Origin of the sequence: Actinoplanes cyaneus (assembly GCF_016862095.1) — a bacterium.
GTDB lineage: Bacteria > Actinomycetota > Actinomycetes > Mycobacteriales > Micromonosporaceae > Actinoplanes > Actinoplanes cyaneus.
In genome coordinates this window covers 1-20,979 of record NZ_BOMH01000069.1, presented here as the reverse complement: position 1 = coordinate 20,979, position 20,979 = coordinate 1, and the positions used below count along the sequence as shown (strand labels likewise).

The following is a 20,979-nucleotide window of genomic DNA, read 5'->3' as shown; positions in this document are numbered from 1 at the left end:
TCTCCGTACCGAAAACGGGACGGAGGGGTCCTTTTTCATGTGTTGGATCAGTCACTCAAAGTGCTCTCGTGCCTTTTAGTAATTGCTTTGACACTTTCCGTGGACAACGGTGCACCCAAGACGTAACGAATCCGAAGTAGAAGTCATATTCACGTCTCCGCCGCGGTACGGATACCATCTGCGCGGCACTTGTCACCCTGCCGACAGAAACCTTGTGAGAGCGCGGTCGGCAGTGCTGCGTATCCCCCGATCAGCCGAGCTAACTCTGACCCTTGGAAAGGGGTTTCTTGAGGATTTCTCGGATAGATTGACCCAGATCGGTGCGCCCGCATGGCTACGTTCGGTAGCCCCCCAATGGCCCATCGCGTGTGTGCATGGCGGAGGACGAAAGCAATGTCAGTCTCGGTGAACAGCCGGCGAACCCGTTTACGCTCCGCTCTCGCGGTGGTGCTGACGGTTCTTGTCCTGCTGCCTGCCGCAGGCCTGTTCCTGCGGGTCCTGCAAGAGAACTCGAAGCAGCGCGACAACGTCCAGAAGGAACAGGACGGCGTCGAATACCTCACCGCGCTGAGCCCGCTGGTCTCGGCGCTCGCCGAGTCACAGGCCGCGGCGCTGCAGGGTGTCCCGTCGGAGCCGGCCTCGGTCACCGCGGCCGTCGCCCGCGTGCAGGGCGTCGACGAGCGCTTCGGCGACGAGCTCGGCACCCGGGCCCGGTGGGCCGACCTCAAGACCAAGATCTCCAAGCTGCCGACGATCACCGGCGCGGCCAACAAGGTCTTCACGGCGCACGTCGAGGTCGCCGACCTGACCATCGAGATCTTCGACGCGGTCCGGGAGAACTCGACGCTGAACCGCGACCCGGACAGTGACATCTGGTTCCTCCAGGAGGTCGTGGCGGAGCAGATGCCGGTGGCGGTCACCGCCGTCTCCCGGCTGAGCGACCTCGCGAACATGGTCGCCGCCTCCTCGGGCGCCACCAAGGCGAACCTGAAGACGCAGTTCGGCTACCAGTCGCTGAGGGTCTCCGAGACCGTCGGCGAACTGACCGACAGCCTCCAGGAGGCCGTCGACGAGACGAACAGCGACACGCTCAGCGGCAACCTGGTGAGTAACCTCGACTCGTTCCGGCGTGGGATCGAGGCCGCCAACCGTGGTGCGAACCTCGGCGGCGCCGACCCGAACGTGTCCACCCTGGTGACCGCGCAGTCGACCCTGCAGACGGCGCTGGCCGCGCTCTCCGGCGTCATCCTCAAGGAGATCTCCGGCCTGCTCGACGACCGGTCCGGCACGCTGACCTACAAGCAGATCGAGGCGTTCGTCCTCTTCGGCGTCGCCATCGTGCTGATCGCGCTGGCCACCGTGTGGACCCGCAGCCGGGCCCGCCAGGCGCAGTCCGGCGCCACGGACCAGCCGGGTGAGGGCAGCCGCGACGTGTCGGTCCAGGCCTCGAGCGGCGGCAACGCCCCGGGCAACAGCCCCTTCGGCGGCGGGCCGTACGACTCGGCCCCGGGTTACGGCGAGGTCCCCAACTACGGCGGCGGGCGGGAGCGTTCCGGTGCTCTTCGGTAAGTTCCGCATCCTGGGCAAGCTTGCCCTGCTGGTGCTCGTACCGCTGCTGGGTGTTCTCGCCCTGACGGTGCCGATCCTCATCAACCGTGCCGACGCCGCGAGCGAGGCGCAGGACACCTCGGACAGCGTCCAGCTCGCCACCCAGGTCAGCTCGGCGGTGCTGGAGCTCCAGGAGGAGCGCCTGCTCTCGGTCGGCTTCCTGCTGAAGCAGGTCGACGAGCCGACCCTGGCCCTGCAGAGTGCCGAGGCCGCCGAGAAGGTCGCCGAGCTGCTCGACAGCGAGTACGAGCTGCCCGCCGGGCTGCGCCGGTCGGTCATCCTGGCCACCAAGCTGAGCAGCACCCGGCAGAACGTGCTGAGCGGCCTGACCACCCCGACCGACGTGGTCGCCGACTTCACCAACGTCATCACGCCGATGATCGACGGCCTGGGGCTGAGCAGCCACGCCGACCTCACCACCGCCGTCGGCCAGCAGGTCTTCGCGCTGGAGCGCGCCATGCGCTCCGACGACCTGATCAGCCAGGCGTCCTGCTACCTCACCTACGCCGCCTTCCTGAACAACTCGGGTGGACGGGAGGGCAAGGCCGCGGCGACGCTGGTCCTGTCGCTGTTCAACCAGACGTTCAGCCAGATCCAGTCGGTCATCACCGAGTCGAAGCCGTACTTCACCGACGCGCAGTACAAGCTCTACATCAACACCCAGGACGCGTTCCAGTCCCGCGTGGGCTCGACGTTCACCGCCACCCTGGCGACGGACCCGGCCAAGGCGCTGGGCAGCCTCAACCTCAGGAACCTGTTCCCGTCGCTGCAGTCCGTCATGGTTCTCGGTGGCTTCGTCGAGAAGCGCGTGGCGAAGGACGTGGACGTCTCCGTCACCGACAACCGGTCCGCCGCCATCCAGCAGGCGAGCTACATCGGTGGTGGCGCGCTGCTGCTGCTGATCCTGGTGGTCACGCTCTCGATCTTCATGGCCCGCGCGGTCGCCCGGCCGCTGCGGCGTCTGACCGTCTCCGCGGACCGCATCGCCCGCGCCGCCGAGTCCGAGCTCGAACGAGTCGCCGACGACGAGTCCGAGGCCCAGGTCCGGCCGATCCGCCTGGACCCGGTCGACGTCGAGGCCCAGGACGAGATCGGTGACCTGGCCCGCGCGTTCGACCGGGTGCAGACCACCGCCGCCCGGCTGGTGGAACGTCAGGTGCTCGGCCGCCGTAACGTCGCCCAGATGTTCGGCCACGTCGGCCGGCGTACGCAGAACCTGGTCGGCCGTCAGCTGTCCCTGATCGACTCCCTGGAACGCCGGGAGACCGACTCGGACCGCCTCCGCGAGCTGTACCGCCTGGACCACATGTCCAGCCGTCTGCGCCGGAACGCGTCCGCGCTGGTCGTGCTCTCCGGTGGTGCCGGTGCGAACGAGCACATGGCTCCGCTGGCGCTCTCCGACGTCGTTCGTCTCGCCCTCGGTGAGATCGAGGACTACACCCGTGTCGAGGTGGACGTCCCGGAGGAGATCGTCGTGGTGCCGGCCGTCCTGGCCGACCTCACCCTGCTCCTGGCCGAGCTGCTGGAGAACTCGACGACGTTCTCCCCGCCGCACACCACCGTCACGGTCTCCGCGGAGGAGCTGCGCGGCGGCGCCCGGGTCGCGATCATCGACCACGGCCTCGGTCTCGCCCCCGAGCGACTGGCCGAGGAGAACGCCCGGCTGACCCGCCGTGAGCGACTCGACCTGGCCCCCACCGAGGTGCTCGGTCTCTTCGTGGTCGGCCGGCTGGCCCGCCGGCACGGCATCGAGGTCACCCTTACCGACACGCCGGACGGCGGCCTGACCGCCTGGATCGACCTGAGCCCGCAGCACCTGATCGCCCGGGTGGAGAGCCTCGCCGTGGCGCCTCCGGCCGTGCCGGCGCCCCCGGCGATGCCGGAGATCCCGGCCGGTTACGAGACGGTCGGCCCGCCGATCAGCGGCGCGCTGCGCGGCAACACCGCCGAGGTGGCCATCGCCAGCACGGCGATCCGCACGGTGCCGGGCAGCCAGCAGCCGTTCGACCCGAACGTGCTGAACCGGGCCACCCGGACGCTGGAGTCGGTCCCGTCGTGGAACGCTTTCGGCGGTTCCGGGCAGCCGGGCGGCGAGGACCCGTACGCAGGTCAGCCGGTCTACGACGCCGAGCCGGTCTACTCGCCGGGCGTGCCCTACCAGGAGCCGGTCGCGTCGTACCACCAGCCCGACCCGGCGCACGCCTACAACAGCGGCATCCCGGTCGCCGGCCGTAACCCGGTCGCGCTGCCCGAGCTGCCCGCCGCCGGCCAGCAGGCCTGGGGCAACGAGCCGGCTCTGCCGGCCGGCCCGGGCTGGACCGCCCCGCACCCGTCCGAGACGGCCTGGACGATCCCGGAACAGGCCGAGACGAACTGGAACACGCCCGCCCCGGCGGAGCCGGCCTGGAACACCCCGGCCCCCGCCCCGACCAACTGGAACACCCCGGCCCCGGCCGAGACCAACTGGAACACGCCGGCTCCGGCCGAGCCGGCCTGGAACACCCCGGCTCCGGCCGTGGAGGCACCGATGGCTTCGGCCGGCAACTCGGGCTACTCGGCCCCCGCACCCGAGCCGACCTCCCCGGCGCCGGCGACCGCCCAGCAGAACGGTGGCAGCAAGCCGCTGCGCCGCCGGGTTCCGGGCAGCCAGCTCCCGGTGGAGACCGGTCCGAAGCAGCACGCCGCGGCGCCGTCGCAGGATGACGCCCTGGCCGCGCGGGCCGCGTTCGACGCGTTCGAGCAGGGGGTCAGCCGGGCACACGAGACGAGCACCTCGATCCCGGCGCCGGACCTCACGAACGGCCATGCGAACGGCCATGCGAACGGCCAGTGGAGCATGCCGGCCTCGATGCCGGAGATGCCCGCCCCGCAGTGGAACGTGCCGGCGCCGGCTCCCGCGCCGGAGGCCGCGCCGCAGTGGAACACCCCGGCTCCCGCGCCGCAGTGGAACACTCCGGCTCCTGCGCCGGAGGCCGCACCGCAGTGGAACAACCCGGCTGCCGAGCCGGTCAGGTCGCAGCAGTGGGATGCGCCCGCTCCGGCGGCCGCCCCCGCCCCGCCGTCGCTCGGTGGTGGGGGCTTGACTCGCCGCGTGCCAGGGGCGACCCTGCCGAGCGAGCCGCATCAACCGATCCTTCCGCCCGCCCCGACCCTCATGGACCCGGAGCAGGCTCGCGCTCTGATGGATCAGTTCGAGTACGGCGTCGCACTCGCACTGAATGAAACTCAGCCACAACCCGAGGGACAACCGCGATGACTTCCCCCTACCCCACCGCGCAAAGTCAGCTCAGCGCCGAAGCCAAAACCTTCAACTGGCTGCTTGACTCCTTCACGTCCGGAACAGCCGGCGTGATCGAGGCCATCGCCGTCTCCTCGGACGGTCTGCTGATGGCCATGTCCGCGATCAAGGACCGGCCGAACGCCGAGCGCCTGGCAGCCGTGGTCTCCGGTCTGACCAGTCTCGCCGGCGGCGCCGCCAGCTGGTACCGGCTGGGCGCGCTGAACCGGGTCATCATCGACATGGCCGACGGCTACCTGCTGGTGACCGCGATCAGCGCCGGCTCGGTGCTCGGTGTCATCGCCGACCGGTCCGCGAACCTGGGGACCCTGGCGTACGAGATGACTCTCTTCGCCACCCGGGCCGGTGGCGCCCTGAGCCCGCGCCTGATCGCCGAGTTGAAGAACGCCGTCCAGCAATGACGTACCCGGACCCCGCTGACGAACCGGTACCTCCGGCGCGCCCCGGAGTCCGGCCCTTCCTGCAATCCGGTCCGAAGCATTCGGCCGGCGGATACACCCCTACCGGGGAACACCCGCCGGTCGAACAAGGACAGAGCAACACTCTGCGCCCGTTCGTCATCACGGCTGGGCGCACCGATGGAGGAGACCCCGATATCGGTATGGAGACTCAGGTGACGGTGGTGCCCGGTGCGCCGCCGTCCCGGTTCTCACCGGAAACCAGGGCGATCGTGGCGCTCCTCGAGGAGAGCCCGATCTCGGTGGCCGAGATCTCCGCACGTCTGCGCCTGCACCTGGGCGTCTGCCAGATCCTCGTCGGCGACCTGCGCGCCGCCGGTCAGGTGGACATCCAGGGCATTGAAAACGACACCCCTGACCCCGAGACCATCATGCGAGTGATCCGTGGACTTCGATCCATCAGCTAACCGCGTAGTCGGCACGGCGCGCATACCGGGCGGAACCGCGCCCGCCAAGAAAGCGCCGGTACCGGTCAAGATCATCGTGGCCGGCGGCTTCGGGGTCGGCAAGACGACGACTGTCGGCGCCATCTCGGAGATCTCGCCGCTGACCACCGAGGCCGAGATGACCTCGGAGTCGATCGGCATCGACAACGTCGGTCAGGCCACCACGAAGACCACCACGACGATCGCGATGGACTTCGGCGTTCTGACCATCGACCAGACGCTGAAGCTCTACATCTTCGGCACGCCGGGCCAGACCCGGTTCGCGTTCATGTGGGACGACCTGGTGAAAGGCGCCCTGGGCGCGCTCGTCGTGGTCGACACCAACCGCATCGACGACTGCTACCCGGCCGTCGACTACTTCGAGCGGGCCGGCCTGCCGTTCGTGGTCGGTGTCAACACGTTCAACGGCAACATGGCGTACAGCCTCGACGAGGTGCGCTGGGCGCTGGCGGTTCGTGAGGACGTTCCGGTGATCTCTTACGACGCCCGCTTCCGTGCTTCTGTACGAGATGCCCTGCTGGTCGTTCTGGACCAGGCTCTCGACAAGGCGATAAAGATGAAGTCGTAGGGTCTCCTCCGATGGGTGCGCGGGTCGCCCGGTTCGCTGAGCATCCCAGAGGGCACCGGGCGACCCTTGCGAGAAAGAGGACGGTGACGTGCGAGGCGGACTGGACGACGCGCTCGACAAGCTTGCCCGCCGTGACGAGCTGCGAAAGCGCGCCGCGGCCGGGGAGAACCCCGGGCCGCCGCCCGCGGTCAGCGAGCTGGTCGAGGCCATCGCCGGGGTGATCACCCGGTACCCGAACCTGGGCGTCACCGTCGGGGTGGAGGGCGCCGGTGACCCGGTGCTGCTGCACTTCGGGTTCGCCGACGGCACCGTTCAGGTCCGGGCGGATCATGCGGTGCCCGCCCCGGTGCCTGCCGAGCCGGCTCGCGCGCACGCGGACTTCGAGATCAACGTGGAGGACGAGCCGCCGCCGCGGGGCAGTCACGACGATCAGGATCGGTTCGGCCCGACGGATTATGAGTATGCCGAGCCGCCCACCGCCGAGCGGCCGTTCGTGACTCCGCAGGCGCCACCGCCTCCGGCCGCGTACTCGCCTCCGCCCGTTCCGCCGCAGCGTCAGGCGCACGCCGAGCCGACCCCGCCGCCCGCCCCGCCCGCTCCGGCCCCGCCGCCTGCCCCGGCGCCGGCCGCGAACCCGATGCCGCTGCCGACCCCGGTGCCGTTCCAGGCCGAGCGCCAGGCGGAGGAGGCGGAGATGGCCGCGCGTCGGCTGGCCGCGATGTTGCGCGACAACCCGAACCTGCTGGACGACTAGAGCCCCGGTTCCAACGAGAAGGCGGTCACCTTACAGTGACCGCCTTTTCGCTGTGGGTAATCACGAGATTTGCACGGTTTTGCCCTACGCGAGACGTCTGAGATGTCTGACATGGGCCATTCGGGCGGTATGCCGCAACAGCCGGACTACGCCTATTGAGCGACGCACAGCAGATCCGTAATGTCCTATTACGTCCACGACAACAGTGGCAGGACAGAGACGGGGGAGACGATGTCCGCATCGGACGGCTGGCTCATCGCGGTCGCGGGCTACGCGATCCTGCTGGCCTGGCCGCTCTCCACCGTCATCCTGGTCTGGTTCGCGGTCCACTACACCGGCACGCACCGCGCCTCGGTCGTCAACAAGGCGCTGGCCAGCGGCGGCGGCAAACCCGAGCACTTCTGGATCATCGTGCCCGCGCTCAACGAGGAGGCGGTGGTCGCCAACACGGTGAACGCGGCGCTCGGCCTGCGCGGCCCGGCCGGCACGCTCGCCCGGGTGCTGGTCGTGGACGACGGCTCCGACGACCGTACGCCGGACGTCCTCGCCGCCATCGACCACCCGCGCCTGCACGTCATGCGACGCGAACTGCCCGAGGCACGGCAGGGCAAGGGCGAGGCGCTGAACGCGGCCTACCGCTTCATCGCCCGGCTCACCGCCGACGAGGGCGTCGCGGCCGACCGCGTGGTGCTCGGCATCATCGACGGCGACGGGCAGGGCAGCGACAACATCCTGGTCGAGGTCGGCCGGCTGATGGGCGACTCCCGGGTCGGCGCGGTGCAGGTGCAGGTCCGGATCCGTAACCGCGACAAGCTGCTCGGCGCGGTGCAGGACCTGGAGTTCGGCGCGATCGTCGACGCCAGCCAGAACATGCGCAACGCCCTGGACACCGTCGGGCTCGGCGGCAACGGGCAGTTCAGCCGGCTCTCCACGCTGATCTCGCTGGGCACCGCGCCGTGGTCGGAGTGCCTGGTCGAGGACATGGAACTGGGCCTGCGGATGCACCTGCAGGGCGTGTCGATCCGATACACCTCACGGGCGTCGGTCACCCAGCAGGCGGTGGTCGACATCAAACGGCTCACCCGGCAGCGCACCCGCTGGGCGCAGGGCAACCTGCAGTGCGCGCGGTACCTCGGCTCGCTCTTCCAGTCGGGCAACATCGCCCGTACGTCGCTGATCGAGATCCTGCATTATCTGGTCTCGCCGTGGGCCAACGCGATCATCGCGATCCTGCTCTCGCTGACCGGCACCGCCGGCTTCCTCGGGCTGCTGATCGGCCACCCGGTGCCGTTCCTGCCCACCTGGCTCTCGCTCGGCGTGAGCATCGGCGTCTGGGTCGTCGTCAGCACCTTCCCCGGCCTGATCTGGGTGCTGGTGCACCGGACCAAGCGCGGCGACGAGTCACTGTCCCGGATGCTGCTGGCCGCCCTGGCCTATCCGGCGTTCCTGCTGCTCGGCCTGACCGCGACCTACCGGGCGCTGGGCCGTCAGCTGACCGGCAAGCAGTCCTGGGCCAAGACCGAGCGTCTCGTCGAGGAGCCGCTCGCCCTGCAAGCCGCCTGACCCCCAGGCAATTTCTCGACGGAAAACCTCCGAGTCGCCCGATCCCCGGCGATCTTCCCCTCGGAAACCTCCGAACCGCCTGATTCCCACAGGCTCGCACGACCTCCCCCATGCAAGTGAAGGAAGGCTCCCCCATGTCCCTTCGCGAAGTCCACCTGATCGGCGGCACCCGCCCCGAAGCCGTCAAGCTCGCCCCGGTCGCCCTCGCCTTCCGCGAGGCCGGTCTGCTCACGCCGATCCTGCTGGCCAGCGGTCAGCACCCGACGATGGTCACCCAGGCCCTGGCCGCCTTCGACCTCGAGCCGGACATCACGCTGACCGTCGACCGGAACACCGGCACCCAGGCCGAGCTGCTCACCGCGATGATCCAGCAGCTCGACGAGCTCTGGTCGGTACGCACCCCGGCCGCCGTGATCGTCCAGGGCGACACCACCACCAGCCTGGCCGGGGCCCTCGCCGCGTTCTGGCGCCGGATCCCGGTCGTGCACCTGGAGGCCGGCCTGCGCTCCGGTGACCTCGAGTCGCCGTTCCCGGAAGAGGGCAACCGCCGCCTGGTCGCCCAGGTCGCCGCGCTGCACCTGGCGCCGACGCCGCTGGCCGCGATGAACCTGCTGGACGAGAAGATCGCCGCGGGCGACGTGCTGATCACCGGCAACACCGTGGTCGACGCGACCCTCGCGGTGGCGGCCCGGAAGCTGCCGTACGAGAACCAGGCCGTCGCCGCGGCTCGGGCGGAGAGCACCAAGCGCCTCGTCCTGGTCACCGCGCACCGCCGTGAGTCGTGGGGCGAGCCGCTGGACCGGATCCTCGGCGCCGTCAAGGAGCTGATCGAGCGCTACCCGGACATCGAGGTCGTGCTGCCCAGCCACCCGAACCCCGCGGTCCGCGCGCAGGTCGACGCCGCGCTGGCCGGGGTCGAGCGGGTGACCGTCACCGACCCGCTGCCCTACCCCGACCTGGCCCGTCTGCTCTCCGAGGCGTACCTGGTGCTCACCGACTCGGGCGGCATCCAGGAGGAGGCGCCGTCGTTCGGCGTCCCGGCCCTGGTGCTGCGCGACGTGACCGAGCGGGTCGAGTCGCTGCACGCCGGCTGCGCCAAGCTGGTCGGCTCGGACCCGGAGAAGATCGTGGCCGAGGCGTCCGCCCTGCTGGACAGCCGGGCCCTGCGGGACTCGATGACGGCCGGCGGCAACCCGTACGGCGACGGCCGGGCCGCCCAGCGCACCGCCCAGGCCACCGCCGCGCTGCTCGGGCTCGCCCCGGCGCCCGACGCCATGCCCGTTCAGCAGTCCACCGCCGAGATCGGAGCGATCGCCTGATGAGCAGCAATTCCAAGGTCACCCGGCGGACGCTCATCGCCGGTGGCGGCGCCGCTGCCGTGGCAGTCGCCACCGGAGTCGGTTTCACCGCCATGCAGGCCGACGCCGCGACTACCACACCGTCGAACACCGCGTCGGCCACCAGGAGCGGCAAGGGCGGCCCGGGCGCCGGCTCCGCGAAGACACTGGTCCTGTACGACACCACCGGCGACTACGGCTGGCTGGGCGAGGTCTACGCCACCCAGACCGCGAACCTGAGCTCGCGGTTCGGCTCGTGGACGGCGGCGCCGGTGGCGAAGTACAAGTCCGGTGACCTGAGCGCGTACACCGCGGTGATCTACCTCGGCTCCACGTACGACGAGCCGCTGCCGGCCGCGTTCCTGACCGACGTGATGGCCACGAACAAGCCGGTGACCTGGGTCTACGACAACATTTGGCAGTTGACGGCGAAGAGCGGGTTCGCCGCGAAGTACGGCTTCGCCAGCGGCGCCTTCGACCTGGCTCAGGTGACCGAGGTCGGCTACAAGGGCCGGAAGCTGACCCGGAGCACCGACAACAACTCCGGGATCATGAACCTGTCGATCAGCGACAGCGCCAAGGTCACCACGCTGGCCACCGCGGTCCGCGCGGACGGCACGAGCTTCCCGTGGGCGGTCCGCTCCGGCAACCTCACGTACGTCGGTGAGATCCCGTTCTCCTTCGTCACCCACGACGACCGCTACCTGGCCTTCGCCGACCTGCTCTTCGACTCGCTGGGCGGCGGCACGACCGAGCGGCACCGCGCCCTGATCCGCATCGAGGACGTCGGGCCGGACGCCGACCCGGAGCAGCTCAAGGCGGTCGCCGACTACCTGGCCGCGGAGAAGGTGCCGTTCAGCGTCGCGGTGTACCCGCGCTTCCGCGACCCGAAGGGCGTCGGCACCGGCAAGGCGCAGGACTACACCCTGCTGAACAAGCCGAAGGTGGTCGCCGCGCTCAGGTACATGCAGGCCAAGGGTGGCACGCTGATCATGCACGGCTACACCCACCAGTACGGCTCGGTGGCGAACCCGTACGACGGCGTCAGCGCGAACGACTTCGAGTTCTACAAGGCGCATGTGGACGCGAGCGACAACGTGGTCTACGACGGCCCGGTCGCCGAGGACTCGGCCGCCTGGGCCGCCGCCCGCATGATCGCCTCCGGCGTGATCTTCACGGCCGCGGGGCTGGGCGCGCCGAAGATCTTCGAGTTCCCGCACTACGCGGCCAGCGCGCCGGACTACGAGGCGGTCAACTCGCTGTTCGGCAAACGGTACGACCGCGGCCTGTACTTCCCGGGCGTGCTGACCGGCGCCAAGTATGACTATGCGCGGCAGTTCGGGCAGTTCTTCCCGTACCCGGTGCGGGACGTGTACGGCTCGGTCGTCGTCCCGGAGAACGTCGGCAACGTCGAGACCGAGGCGTTCAACAACCACCCGGTCCGGCTGCCGGCCGACATCATCGCCTCGGCCGAGCGCAACCTGGTCGTCCGCGACGGCGTGGCAAGCTGCTTCTACCACGCCTACCTGGGCACGGATCACCTGAAGGACCTGGTCACCGGAGTCAAGGGCCTCGGGTACTCGTTCGTCAGCGCCGAGACCATGCTGAACGGCTGAGCACCTGTATCCCGACGAGGCCGCCGCCCGGTTGTCCGGACGGCGGCCTTCGCACATCAACCGGCCTTCGCGCATCAACCGGCGTTCGCATATCGACCGGCGTTCGCACATCGACCGGCCTTCGCACATCGACCACTGAGGAGACACGGATGGACGCGGTGGACTTCTGGGTCCGATCATGGACCTCCGACGACCTGCCCGCCGCCCGGAAACTGCTCACCCCGGACGTCGAGGTCGAGTGGAACCTGGACGCCCCGGTCGACGACGAGGAGCTGCTCCAGGTGCTGCACCGGATCGCCGCGTTCGCCGACCACGTCACGGTCGCGGCGCGGACCGACGCGCTGGACGGCGCCACGGTGATCTACGACCTCGCGGCCCCGTTCGGCACGGCACGCCTCGTCGAGTTCCTGGCCGTCGACGACAACCGGATCACCGAGATCCGCCACGTCTACGACACCACTGCGATCGACCGTTACTTCCCGGACCTTTACAAAAACTGATCATCCGGTACGGCGTGAGCCGCCCGCCCACACAAGCCACGCGGTCCCGCCGCACAAGCCCCGCCCAGCCCCACAAGCCCCACCCAGCCCCGCCACCCCGTCCCACCGCGCCCCGCCGTAACAGCCACGCAAGGTCCGCCCCGCGGTCCCCCCGCGCCCCGCGCTAACAGCCACGCAAGGTCCGCCCCGCGAGATCCCCAGCCGCGACGCCAGGTCCCGGCTGGCGCGAGCCGCGCCGCTTGCCGGACCCGGGATCAGCTCGCGCCGGGCGTCAGGTGCCCGCCGGGCGTCAGGTCCCCGCCGGCGTCAGGTGCCCGCCGGGCGTCAGGTCCCCCGCCGGGCTTCGGGTGCCCGCCGGGCGTCAGGGGTGGGGCAGGGTGCGGTCGAGCAGGTCGAACAGCGCAGCCCAGTGCCGCTGCTCGCCGGCCTCGTCGTACATCGCCGTGTCGGACATCGTGAAGCCGTGCGGCGCGCCCTCGTAGAGCTCGGACGTGTGCTTCACCCCGGCCTCGGTCAACGCCTTCTCCAGCGCCGCGATGTTCTCCGGCGTCATCGACCCGTCGTTGTCGGCGTGCCCGAAGTAGACCTCGCCGGTGATCGACCCGACCGCCAGGTGCGGGCTGTTCTCCTCCTCGGTGACGACGCGACCGGCGTGGAAGCTGCCGAGCACCGCGATCCGGTCCGGCAGCGCGGACATCGCGATCAGCGCGTTCCGCCCGCCCATGCAGTAGCCGACAGCCCCGACCGGCCCGGGCGCCACCCCGTCCTGCGCCGCGAGGAAGTCCAGGTAGGCGTTGGTGTCGGCGACGACGCGATCCGCCGTGAGCGTCTGCATCATCGGCATCAGCCGGCCGAACGCCGCGCCGCGCTTCTCCGCGTCGCTCAGCTCTTCCGGCGACACCAGCGGGCTGGCCTGGTTGCGGTAGAACAGGTTCGGGACCAGGACCGCGTACCCGCGCGCGGCGATCCGGTCGGCCATCTCGCGCAGCCGCGGCCGGACACCGAACGCGTCCATGAACAGCAGAATCCCCGGGTACGGCCCGGGCCCGTCCGGCTTGACGAAGTACCCGTCGGCCGCCCCGTCAGCGGCCGGAATGTCGATCGATGCCTGGTGCATGTCCGCGTCCTCTCCAGTCGATCCGCCAAGATCGCCCCGACCATAACGGCTTTCCGGCCGGATCGTCGTATTCTGTGGCGCATGGCCCCCCGGCTGCGTGCGGATGCTCGCCGAAATCGCGCGGCCCTGCTCTCCGCCGCTCGCGAGGTCTTCGCGGAGCAGGGTCTGGACGCCTCGCTGGACGAGATCGCCCGCCGGGCCGGGGTCGGCAACGCCACGCTGTACCGGCGTTTTCCGAGCCGCCGGCACCTGATCGCGGAGGTGTTCGCCAGTCACATGACAGCCGCGGTCCGCCTCGCCGATCAGGCGTGCGAGCACCCTGATCCGTGGGCCGCGTTCGTCGGCTACCTCACCCGGGTCTGTGAGCTGCAGGCCACCGATCGGGGGCTGGCCGAGCTGCTGGTCACCGACGCGTTCGACGACGACGAGCGGCTCTCCACCCTGCGCGCCGCGGCCCAGCAGCGGGCGGTGGACGTGCTGGTCCGGGCGCAACGGGCGGGCCGGCTGCGCGCCGACTTCACCCGGCACGACCTGTGGCTGGTGATGATGGCGAATGCCGGGGTGAACCTGCACGCGAAGGAGCCGAACGCCTGGCGGCGGCAGTTGTCCCTGGTCATCGGCGGTTTGGCGACCCGGTGACCGGGCCATCACGGTGCGGCTTTTAAGGATCTTTAAGGCTTGTGCCGGAGAACCTTAAGACGGTCACGGCGAACAATCAGCTCCGTCACCATCCCCCGTGATCGGAGTTCCGACATGCAACGCAGCCGTCTGCGGCTCGCCATCTACTCGACGGCCGCGGTGCTCGCGGTCGGCGGCGGCATCGGCGCGGCCGTCGCGGCCACCACCAGCACGGGCACCCTGTCCGCCTCCTTCACCAAGGAGAGCGACTGGGGCACTGGCTACCAGGCGCACTACACGATCACCAACAACACCGGCGCCGCGGTGAACGGCTGGCAGCTGGTCTTCGGCCTGCCGTCGACGGCCAAGGTCGGCAGCGCGTGGGACGCCGTGGTGAGCGCCAGCGGCAACGTCGAGACGGCGAAGAACGCGTCGTACAACGCGACGATCCCGGCCGGTGGGTCGATCTCGTTCGGCTTCGTGGTGGCCGGCAAGGGCGACCCGACCAGTTGCACCATCAACGGCGTCTCCTGCGGCGGCGGCAGCGCGACGGTGGCCCCGACGGCCACTGCGACCGCGACCGCGACTGCGACGCCCACCAAGACCGCCACCGTCGCGCCGACCAAGACCGCGACCACGGCACCCCCCACCACGGCGCCGACGAAGACCGCGACGGCCACGCCGACCTCCACCTCGACCGGCGGGACCGGTTCGGGCGGCGGGGTGCTCGTCGCCCCGTACGTCGACATGGGGGTGCTCTCCAACGGCGGCACCCTGTCGTCGCTGGCGACCGGCGGCAACGTCAAGTCCTTCAGCCTGGCCTTCGTCACCGCGGCGGGATGCAAGGCGAGCTGGTTCGGCGCGTTCGACCCGCGGGCCAAGCAGTTCAGCGACCAGATCGGCGCGATCCGCGCGGCTGGCGGCGACGTGAAGGTCTCCTTCGGCGGCGCGACCGGCGTCGAGCTGGCCCAGGCCTGCACCTCGACCACCGCGCTGCAGGCCGAGTACCAGGCGGTCGTCGACGCGTACAACCTGAAGTACATCGACCTGGACATCGAGGGCGCGGCCTCGGCCGACACCGCCTCGATCAACCGCCGCTCGACCGCGCTCGCCGCGCTGCAGAAGGCGAACCCGGGCCTGAAGATCTCGCTGACCCTGCCGGTGCTGCCGGAGGGCCTGACCGGTGACGGCCTGAACGTGGTCAAGTCCGCCAAGAGCGCCGGCGTCGACCTGGACCTGGTCAACATCATGGCGATGGACTACGGCCGCTCCGGGCAGGACTACGGTGACCTGGCGATCCAGGCCGTCAAGTCCACGAAGGACCAGATCAAGGCGATCTACGGCAACTCGGACGCGGCGGCCTTCAAGATGGTCGGCGTCACCCCGATGATCGGCAAGAACGACGACAACGGCACGTTCTCGCAGTCCGACGCGAAGGACCTGGTCGCGTTCGCCAACACGAACCACCTCGGCTTCGTCTCCTTCTGGGAGATGCAGCGCGACAAGAACGCCTGCAACGGCGCCCTGTTCCAGTGCACCAACGTGACCCAGACGGCGTTCGAGTTCTCCAAGATCTTCGCCGGCTTCAAGGGATAACGACTCCCCGCACGAGCGCGGCTCCCGGGCAGGCACCTCCCGGGGGTCGCGCTTTTCCACGATCAAGAGCCGATTTCGGCGTACGGCGGAAGCGGTGTTTCCTACTCGAAACCACTGCCGGCGTCAGCGAGCGAGTCCCGCGCGATGTCCCAGTAGTAGACGTCGGGCCGGTGTTCCAGCCACACGTTCAGCGACACCCGCAGCACCGCCAGGAACGTCGCGGCGATCAACTGCGCCCGCACCCCGAGCGGGTCGCCGGCCCCGAGGCGGAGCGCGACCTCGGCCGAGATCTCCCGTTCCAGCGCCGTGAACGTCTGCACCTGCGCGGCCGCGAGCGACGGATGCCTGCGCACCATCCGGCTGCGCGCGACCCACTCCGGGTCCAGATCGCCCAGCTCGCGGTAGAAGCCCTCGGCCGCCGCGGTCAGCGCCTGCCACGGCGACGACCCGGCCGGCTGCTCGCGGATCATGCCCGCCAGCAGTCGCATCCGCCGCAGGTCACCGTAGAAGAGGGCCTCCTCCTTGTTGGCGAAGTAGTTCGAGAAGGTGCGCCGGGAGACGCCGGCCTCGTCGGCGATCGCCTCGACTGTGACGTTCTCCGGGCCGTGCTCGAAGGCCAGACGCAGCGCCGCCTCGTGCAGCGCCTGCCGGGTGGCCGCCTTCTTACGCTCCCGCAGGCCCGGCTCGGGCTCCGAAGAGATCGTGTCGCTCATGCCATCACCTCCGCTTCGCTCCGGCGCCGGCATGAGTTTCGGACTGAGCTCGATGATTCGCTCGCAAGCTCGCTCATGCCGTCACCTCCGCTTCGCTCATGCCCCGGAAGCGTACTGGCGACGAACGTCACTTCCCAACGGGAAAGTTTGCGCAGTGCGCAATGGTTGCCGATAGTTGTATTGAGCAACCATTACGAACGAAGGGCAGCGCGAATGAGTGCCCCGCAAGCCAAGGCGATGACGCATCGCGAGATCCTGGAGGCCCTGTCCGGCCTGCTCCTCGTGCTGTTCGTCGCGCTGTCCAGCTCCACGATCGTCTCCACGGCCCTCCCGACGATCATCGGGGACCTGAACGGGTCGCAGACGCAGTACACCTGGGTCGTCACCGCGACCCTGCTGACCGCGACCGCGTCCACCCCCATCTGGGGCAAGCTGGCCGATCTCTACAGCAAGAAGCTGCTGGTCCAGATCTCGATCGTGGTCTACGTGCTCGGCTCGATCATCGCCGGCCTGACGCAGAACACCGAGCAGCTGATCGCCGCCCGCGCGTTCCAGGGCATCGGCATGGGCGGCGTGCAGGCGCTCGTCCAGGTCGCCATCGCCGCGATGATCCCGCCCCGCGAGCGCGGCCGCTACAACGGCTACCTCGGTGGCGTCATGGGCCTGGCCACCGTCGCCGGCCCGCTGCTCGGCGGCGTGATCGTCGACACCGGCTGGCTCGGCTGGCGCTGGTGCTTCTTCATCGGCATCCCGATCGCGATCATCGCGCTGATCGTGCTCCAGAAGACGCTGCACCTGCCGGTCCTGCGCCGGGAGAACGTGAAGATCGACTACCTGGGCGCCTCCCTGATCGCGGCCGGCGTCAGCGTCATCCTGGTCTGGGTCTCGTTCGTCGACAGCTCGTTCGCCTGGCTCTCGTGGCAGACCTTCGCGATGGTCGGCGGCGGCGTGGTCCTGCTCGCGCTGGCCACGTTCGTCGAGGCGCGCGCCGCCGAGCCGGTCGTCCCGCTGCCGATCGTCAAGCAGCGCACCACGGCCCTGGCCATCCTGGGCAGCCTCGCGGTCGGCATGGCGATGTTCGGCGGTTCGGTCTTCCTCGGGCAGTACTTCCAGATCGGCCGTGGCTACAGCCCCACCGAGGCCGGCCTGCTCACCATCCCGATGATGTTCGGCCTCGCCGGCGCCTCGACCGTCGCCGGGCGCCTGATCACTCGCAGCGGCAACATCAAGCCGTTCGTGGTGGCCGGCACGATCATCCTGGTCGCCGGCTTCGGCGGCCTCTCCTTCCTCGACCACGACACCCCGCTGTGGTACGTCGGGATCGCGATGTTCCTGGTCGGCGCGGGTGTCGGCATGTCGATGCAGAACCTGGTCCTCGCCGTGCAGAACACCGTCGCGCTCAAGGACATCGGCGCGGCCAGCTCGACGATCGCGTTCTTCCGCTCGCTCGGCGGCACGATCGGCGTCTCGGTCCTCGGCGCGGTCCTCGCCCGGCGGGTCGCCGACTCGATCACCAGCCAGCTCGCCGCGACCGGTGCCCCGGCGTCCGGCAGCGGCTCCGGCATCAGCGCCCTGAACCTGGGCAGCCTCCCGCCGGCGATCCAGCACATCGTGCGCTCCGCGTACGGTGACGCGACCGGGCACATCTTCCTGATCTCGATGGTGATCGCGCTGGTCGGCGTGATCGCGGCGATCGCGATGAAGCCCAGCAAGCTGCGCAGCACGGTCGACCTGGCGCCGGCCACGCCCACCGAGCCCGAGCTGGTCACCACCGCCAAGTAGGTTCTTCGCTCCCCACACCGGCGCCCGGGCTTCTGCCCGGGCGCCGGTTTTCGGCTGGCTCCCAGGGGTGCATCAGCCACGTTGATGCACCTCTGAGAGGCAGCCGTACACCGCTCCGGTTGCAGGGCGATTCAGATCACGGTGCCGAACCCGAAACCTTTTGTTGACAGAGAGCTAACCTCGGTTGACGGAGCGCTGATCATCGGCACGGTTTTCCTCAGCCTGCGTGCCTCGCGACCGAATGGTCCAGCTGACCACGGAGAGGAGCACCGGGTTGAACGAGCGCGAGATGGATGCCGAGACGCTGTCCACAGTCCTGCTCACGATCGAGGACCGGCGTTCCTGGGACGCGCACGCCGAGCTGGGCCGTTCGATCGAGCTGGAGCAGGCGGCCAACCGGCTGGGCGACGAGCTGCTCGCCGCGCGGGCCCGGCTCTGCCAGGTCAACATGCGGATGCGCTGCGGTGACGTCGCGGCCGCCGCGGAACAGATCTGGCACGTGCACCAGTGGGCCGTCGAGCACGACGCCCGGCAGCTGCTGGCCCGCACCCACCTGGTCTGGTCCGCCATCCACCTGCACCTCGGTGACGCCGAGCAGGGTCTGGAGCACGCGGTTCTCGCCGTCGAGCTGCTCGACGCGGACTCGACCGAGCACATGCAGATCTGGCACCGGACGAAACTGGCCGACGCCCTCTACTTCGCCGACGACCTCGAGACCGCCCGGGTGCGGTATGCCCAGGCCGAGGAGCTGGCCCTGCAGCTCGGCTCGCCGGCGCTGTTGTGCCTGCTGAACAACTATGCGTACGTCGAGTCCTCCAGCGGCAACAAGGCGCACGCCGTCGAGCTGGCCGCCCGGCTCCAGCAGCTTTCCGCCGAGTGGGACATCCCGCTCGAGCCGGCGTTCCTCGACACGATCGGGTCGATCCAGGTCGCGGACGGGCAGTTCGCCGCCGCCGAGCGGACCATTCGCCTCTGCCTGGAGCAGCACGCCGAGGGCAAGTGGGACGACGCCAACGACATGGCGCAATACCTCGTGACCCTGGCCCAGGCGCAACGCGGCCTCGGCAAGTTCGACGAGGCCCAGGCCAACCTCGACGAGGCCCTGCGCCAGTGCGAGGAGCGCGACCTCGGCGAGTCGCTGGTCCGCATGCACCAGGAGCAGGCCGAGCTGCACGCGGCCCGCGGCGACTTCGCGGCCGCGTTCGCCGCGCACAAGACGTTCTTCGAGGTCTATCACCAGCAGCAGTCCCTGCAGCGGGAGGCGCGGGCGCGCACCCGGCAGGCGATGTTCGAGACCGCGGAGGCGCGGCAGGAGGCCGAGCGCTTCCGCGAGCAGGCCCGCCGTGACCCGCTCACCGGCCTGCACAACCGGCGGTTCGTGGATGAGCGCCTGCCCGGCCTGATCCGCACCGACCCGGCGCTCACCGTCGCCCTGGTCGACCTGGACCACTTCAAGCAGATCAACGATCAGCTCTCGCACGACGTCGGTGACCAGGTCCTCGTCCGGGTCGCCCAGGTGCTGGCCCGCGAGGTCGCCGCCGCCTGCCCGGAGGGTTTCGTGGCCCGGATGGGTGGCGAGGAGTTCCTGGTGGTGCTGCCCGGCATGCCGGCTCCCCGGGCCACCGCGTGCCTCAACGGCATCCGGCGCACCATCCGAAACCAGTACTGGTCGCCGATCACCAGGCACCTCCCGGTCACGGTGAGCATCGGCGTGGCCGCTTCCGGCGACGCCCCGGAGAGGGCCCAGGCACCCCTACTGTCCACAGCAGACAGTCATCTGTACGCTGCCAAGCACGGCGGACGTGACCGCGTGGTGTCGGCAGCCGACCTTCGCGGTTATGCCGGGCACGCCTCGGCCGCTTAGGGTCCGCCCTGCTGGTCAGGTGGTTCCGGGCGACGACCGTGCCGGTGCGGTGGGTGGCCTTCCACGGAGGTCGCGGCCTCGCCCGATCAGCGGGGCAGGCCCTGCAGTGTTCGTTCCAATCCGTCACCGCCACCGGACTGTGGGGGTGATATCGGTCAAACGTTGGCGCTAGGGTCTATCTGGCTGGAACGCACTGTCGAAGATCGACGGTCGGCGCAAGGAGGCGGTCGTGCAGCACGAGGTGGCGCCACCAGGGGTCAACCCCAACGTTCCGCACTCCGCTCGCATCTACGACTACTGGCTCGGCGGCAAGGACAACTTCGCCGTCGACCGCGCGGTCGGCGAGGCGATGATCCAGGCCATCCCCGGCATGCGCTACATGGCGGGGGAGAATCGCAAGTTCGTCCACCGCGCCGCCCGTGACCTGGTGGCCAAGGAGGGCATCCGTCAGTTCCTGGACGTCGGCACCGGCATCCCGACCTCGCCGAACCTGCACGAGATCGCGCAGACGATCGCCCCCGAGACCCGCGTGGTCTACGTCGACAACGACCCGATCGTCCTGGTCCACGCGCGTGCCCTGATGCTCAGCCACCCCTCCGGTCGCAGTGAGTACATCAGCGCCGACATCCGGGACCCGCGCTCGATCCTCGACGACGCGGTCCTCACCGACACGCTCGACCTGACCAAGCCGGTCGGCCTCACTCTGATCGCCATCCTGATGCTGCTGGCCGACGAGGACGACCCGTGGTCGACGGTGGCCGAGCTGCGCGACGCGATGCCGTCCGGCAGCTGCCTGGCCATCACCCACCCGACGGCCGACTTCGACCCCGGCGCGGTCGAGCAGGCCGTCGCGGCTGCCACCGGCGCCGGCATGACGCTGGTCGCCCGGACGCAGGAGGCGGTTGCCCGTTTCTTCGGCGACTGGGAGCTTCTCGACCCCGGGCTGGTCCCGGTGTCGGCGTGGCGGCCGGACATGCAGGTCGACAACCCCCAGGCGGCGTATTACTGGTCCGGGGTCGCCCGCAAGCCCTGATTGCCGCTTCTGCACCTCGGCGGGTTCAGCGCGTGGGTGTTCGCGTTCCGCCCCTTTACGTGCTCCCTCGGGTTTTCTTCCACGCAATGGAACCTGAGGTGCACCCCC

General features: G+C 69.8%; 17 protein-coding genes. 15 read left to right on the top strand and 2 right to left on the bottom strand.

The features are described from left to right. The first annotated feature begins 444 nt into the window (after positions 1-444). From Acy02nite_RS38825 to Acy02nite_RS38780, 10 genes are all read left to right on the top strand, one after another. Positions 445-1,569 carry a hypothetical protein gene (locus tag Acy02nite_RS38825; protein WP_239175607.1) on the top strand — a complete coding sequence of 375 codons (1,125 nt, stop codon included), beginning with the start codon at positions 445-447 and terminating at the stop codon, positions 1,567-1,569. Continuing rightward, positions 1,556-4,864: a HAMP domain-containing sensor histidine kinase gene (locus Acy02nite_RS38820; RefSeq protein WP_203753089.1), complete on the top strand. Its 3,309-nt coding sequence runs from the start codon at positions 1,556-1,558 to the stop codon at positions 4,862-4,864. The genes Acy02nite_RS38825 and Acy02nite_RS38820 overlap by 14 nt, the downstream gene beginning before the upstream one ends. Further along, the gene (locus Acy02nite_RS38815; protein ID WP_014695083.1) at positions 4,861-5,307 is read left to right on the top strand and encodes a roadblock/LC7 domain-containing protein; all 447 of its coding nucleotides are present in this window, start codon (positions 4,861-4,863) and stop codon (positions 5,305-5,307) included. Before Acy02nite_RS38820 ends, Acy02nite_RS38815 begins: the two co-directional genes overlap by 4 nt. Beyond that, the gene (locus tag Acy02nite_RS38810; protein WP_203753086.1) at positions 5,304-5,771 is read left to right on the top strand and encodes a DUF742 domain-containing protein; all 468 of its coding nucleotides are present in this window, start codon (positions 5,304-5,306) and stop codon (positions 5,769-5,771) included. The genes Acy02nite_RS38815 and Acy02nite_RS38810 overlap by 4 nt, the downstream gene beginning before the upstream one ends. Next, positions 5,749-6,378 (top strand): GTP-binding protein, encoded by a 630-nt coding sequence (locus Acy02nite_RS38805; RefSeq protein WP_239175605.1) that lies wholly within the window; start codon positions 5,749-5,751, stop codon positions 6,376-6,378. The genes Acy02nite_RS38810 and Acy02nite_RS38805 overlap by 23 nt, the downstream gene beginning before the upstream one ends. 88 nt (positions 6,379-6,466) lie before the next feature. Further along, the gene (locus Acy02nite_RS38800; protein WP_203753083.1) at positions 6,467-7,132 is read left to right on the top strand and encodes a hypothetical protein; all 666 of its coding nucleotides are present in this window, start codon (positions 6,467-6,469) and stop codon (positions 7,130-7,132) included. Positions 7,133-7,363: 231 nt separating this feature from the next. Then, entirely contained in the window at positions 7,364-8,695 is a 1,332-nt protein-coding gene (locus Acy02nite_RS38795) for a glycosyltransferase (RefSeq protein ID WP_203753081.1), read from the top strand. A gap of 134 nt (positions 8,696-8,829) precedes the next feature. Further along, entirely contained in the window at positions 8,830-10,014 is a 1,185-nt protein-coding gene (wecB, locus tag Acy02nite_RS38790) for a non-hydrolyzing UDP-N-acetylglucosamine 2-epimerase (RefSeq protein WP_203753079.1), read from the top strand. Next, positions 10,014-11,648 carry a DUF2334 domain-containing protein gene (locus Acy02nite_RS38785; protein ID WP_203753077.1) on the top strand — a complete coding sequence of 545 codons (1,635 nt, stop codon included), beginning with the start codon at positions 10,014-10,016 and terminating at the stop codon, positions 11,646-11,648. Before wecB ends, Acy02nite_RS38785 begins: the two co-directional genes overlap by 1 nt. 149 nt (positions 11,649-11,797) lie before the next feature. Next, entirely contained in the window at positions 11,798-12,148 is a 351-nt protein-coding gene (locus Acy02nite_RS38780) for a hypothetical protein (RefSeq protein ID WP_203753075.1), read from the top strand. A 361-nt stretch (positions 12,149-12,509) separates the two neighbouring features. Here the strand turns inward: Acy02nite_RS38780 and Acy02nite_RS38775 are convergent, their stop codons facing one another. Further along, positions 12,510-13,265 (bottom strand): dienelactone hydrolase family protein, encoded by a 756-nt coding sequence (locus Acy02nite_RS38775; RefSeq protein WP_203753073.1) that lies wholly within the window; start codon positions 13,263-13,265, stop codon positions 12,510-12,512. Between the two features lie 81 nt (positions 13,266-13,346). On the opposite strand from Acy02nite_RS38775, the gene Acy02nite_RS38770 reads away from it, so the two are divergent. After that, entirely contained in the window at positions 13,347-13,904 is a 558-nt protein-coding gene (locus Acy02nite_RS38770; protein ID WP_203753071.1) for a TetR/AcrR family transcriptional regulator, read from the top strand. Positions 13,905-14,018: 114 nt separating this feature from the next. Further along, complete coding sequence (locus Acy02nite_RS38765; RefSeq protein ID WP_203753069.1) at positions 14,019-15,479, top strand: cellulose binding domain-containing protein; 1,461 nt, start codon at positions 14,019-14,021, stop codon at positions 15,477-15,479. A 101-nt stretch (positions 15,480-15,580) separates the two neighbouring features. Here the strand turns inward: Acy02nite_RS38765 and Acy02nite_RS38760 are convergent, their stop codons facing one another. After that, complete coding sequence (locus Acy02nite_RS38760) at positions 15,581-16,192, bottom strand: TetR/AcrR family transcriptional regulator (RefSeq protein ID WP_203753066.1); 612 nt, start codon at positions 16,190-16,192, stop codon at positions 15,581-15,583. 213 nt (positions 16,193-16,405) lie between these two features. Here Acy02nite_RS38760 and Acy02nite_RS38755 point away from each other — a divergent pair, with 213 nt between their 5' ends. The 3 genes from Acy02nite_RS38755 (at position 16,406) to Acy02nite_RS38745 (ending at position 20,871) form a co-directional block, all read left to right on the top strand. Then, positions 16,406-17,974: an MDR family MFS transporter gene (locus Acy02nite_RS38755; protein WP_203753063.1), complete on the top strand. Its 1,569-nt coding sequence runs from the start codon at positions 16,406-16,408 to the stop codon at positions 17,972-17,974. A 226-nt stretch (positions 17,975-18,200) separates the two neighbouring features. Next, entirely contained in the window at positions 18,201-19,838 is a 1,638-nt protein-coding gene (locus Acy02nite_RS38750) for a GGDEF domain-containing protein (RefSeq protein ID WP_239175603.1), read from the top strand. Between the two features lie 229 nt (positions 19,839-20,067). Beyond that, complete coding sequence (locus Acy02nite_RS38745; protein ID WP_203753060.1) at positions 20,068-20,871, top strand: SAM-dependent methyltransferase; 804 nt, start codon at positions 20,068-20,070, stop codon at positions 20,869-20,871. The last annotated feature ends 108 nt before the right edge of the window (positions 20,872-20,979 follow it).

Excerpts from the sequence above, each read along its gene's own strand:
- Acy02nite_RS38815 (WP_014695083.1), top strand. The coding sequence starts at position 4,861 with ATGACTTCCCCCTACCCCACCGCGCAAAGTCAGCTCAGCGCCGAAGCC.
- Acy02nite_RS38810 (WP_203753086.1), top strand. The coding sequence starts at position 5,304 with ATGACGTACCCGGACCCCGCTGACGAACCGGTACCTCCGGCGCGCCCC.
- Acy02nite_RS38795 (WP_203753081.1), top strand. The coding sequence starts at position 7,364 with ATGTCCGCATCGGACGGCTGGCTCATCGCGGTCGCGGGCTACGCGATC.
- wecB (WP_203753079.1), top strand. The coding sequence starts at position 8,830 with ATGTCCCTTCGCGAAGTCCACCTGATCGGCGGCACCCGCCCCGAAGCC.
- Acy02nite_RS38785 (WP_203753077.1), top strand. The coding sequence starts at position 10,014 with ATGAGCAGCAATTCCAAGGTCACCCGGCGGACGCTCATCGCCGGTGGC.
- Acy02nite_RS38780 (WP_203753075.1), top strand. The coding sequence starts at position 11,798 with ATGGACGCGGTGGACTTCTGGGTCCGATCATGGACCTCCGACGACCTG.
- Acy02nite_RS38775 (WP_203753073.1), bottom strand. The coding sequence starts at position 13,265 with ATGCACCAGGCATCGATCGACATTCCGGCCGCTGACGGGGCGGCCGAC.
- Acy02nite_RS38770 (WP_203753071.1), top strand. The coding sequence starts at position 13,347 with ATGGCCCCCCGGCTGCGTGCGGATGCTCGCCGAAATCGCGCGGCCCTG.
- Acy02nite_RS38765 (WP_203753069.1), top strand. The coding sequence starts at position 14,019 with ATGCAACGCAGCCGTCTGCGGCTCGCCATCTACTCGACGGCCGCGGTG.
- Acy02nite_RS38760 (WP_203753066.1), bottom strand. The coding sequence starts at position 16,192 with ATGAGCGACACGATCTCTTCGGAGCCCGAGCCGGGCCTGCGGGAGCGT.
- Acy02nite_RS38755 (WP_203753063.1), top strand. The coding sequence starts at position 16,406 with ATGAGTGCCCCGCAAGCCAAGGCGATGACGCATCGCGAGATCCTGGAG.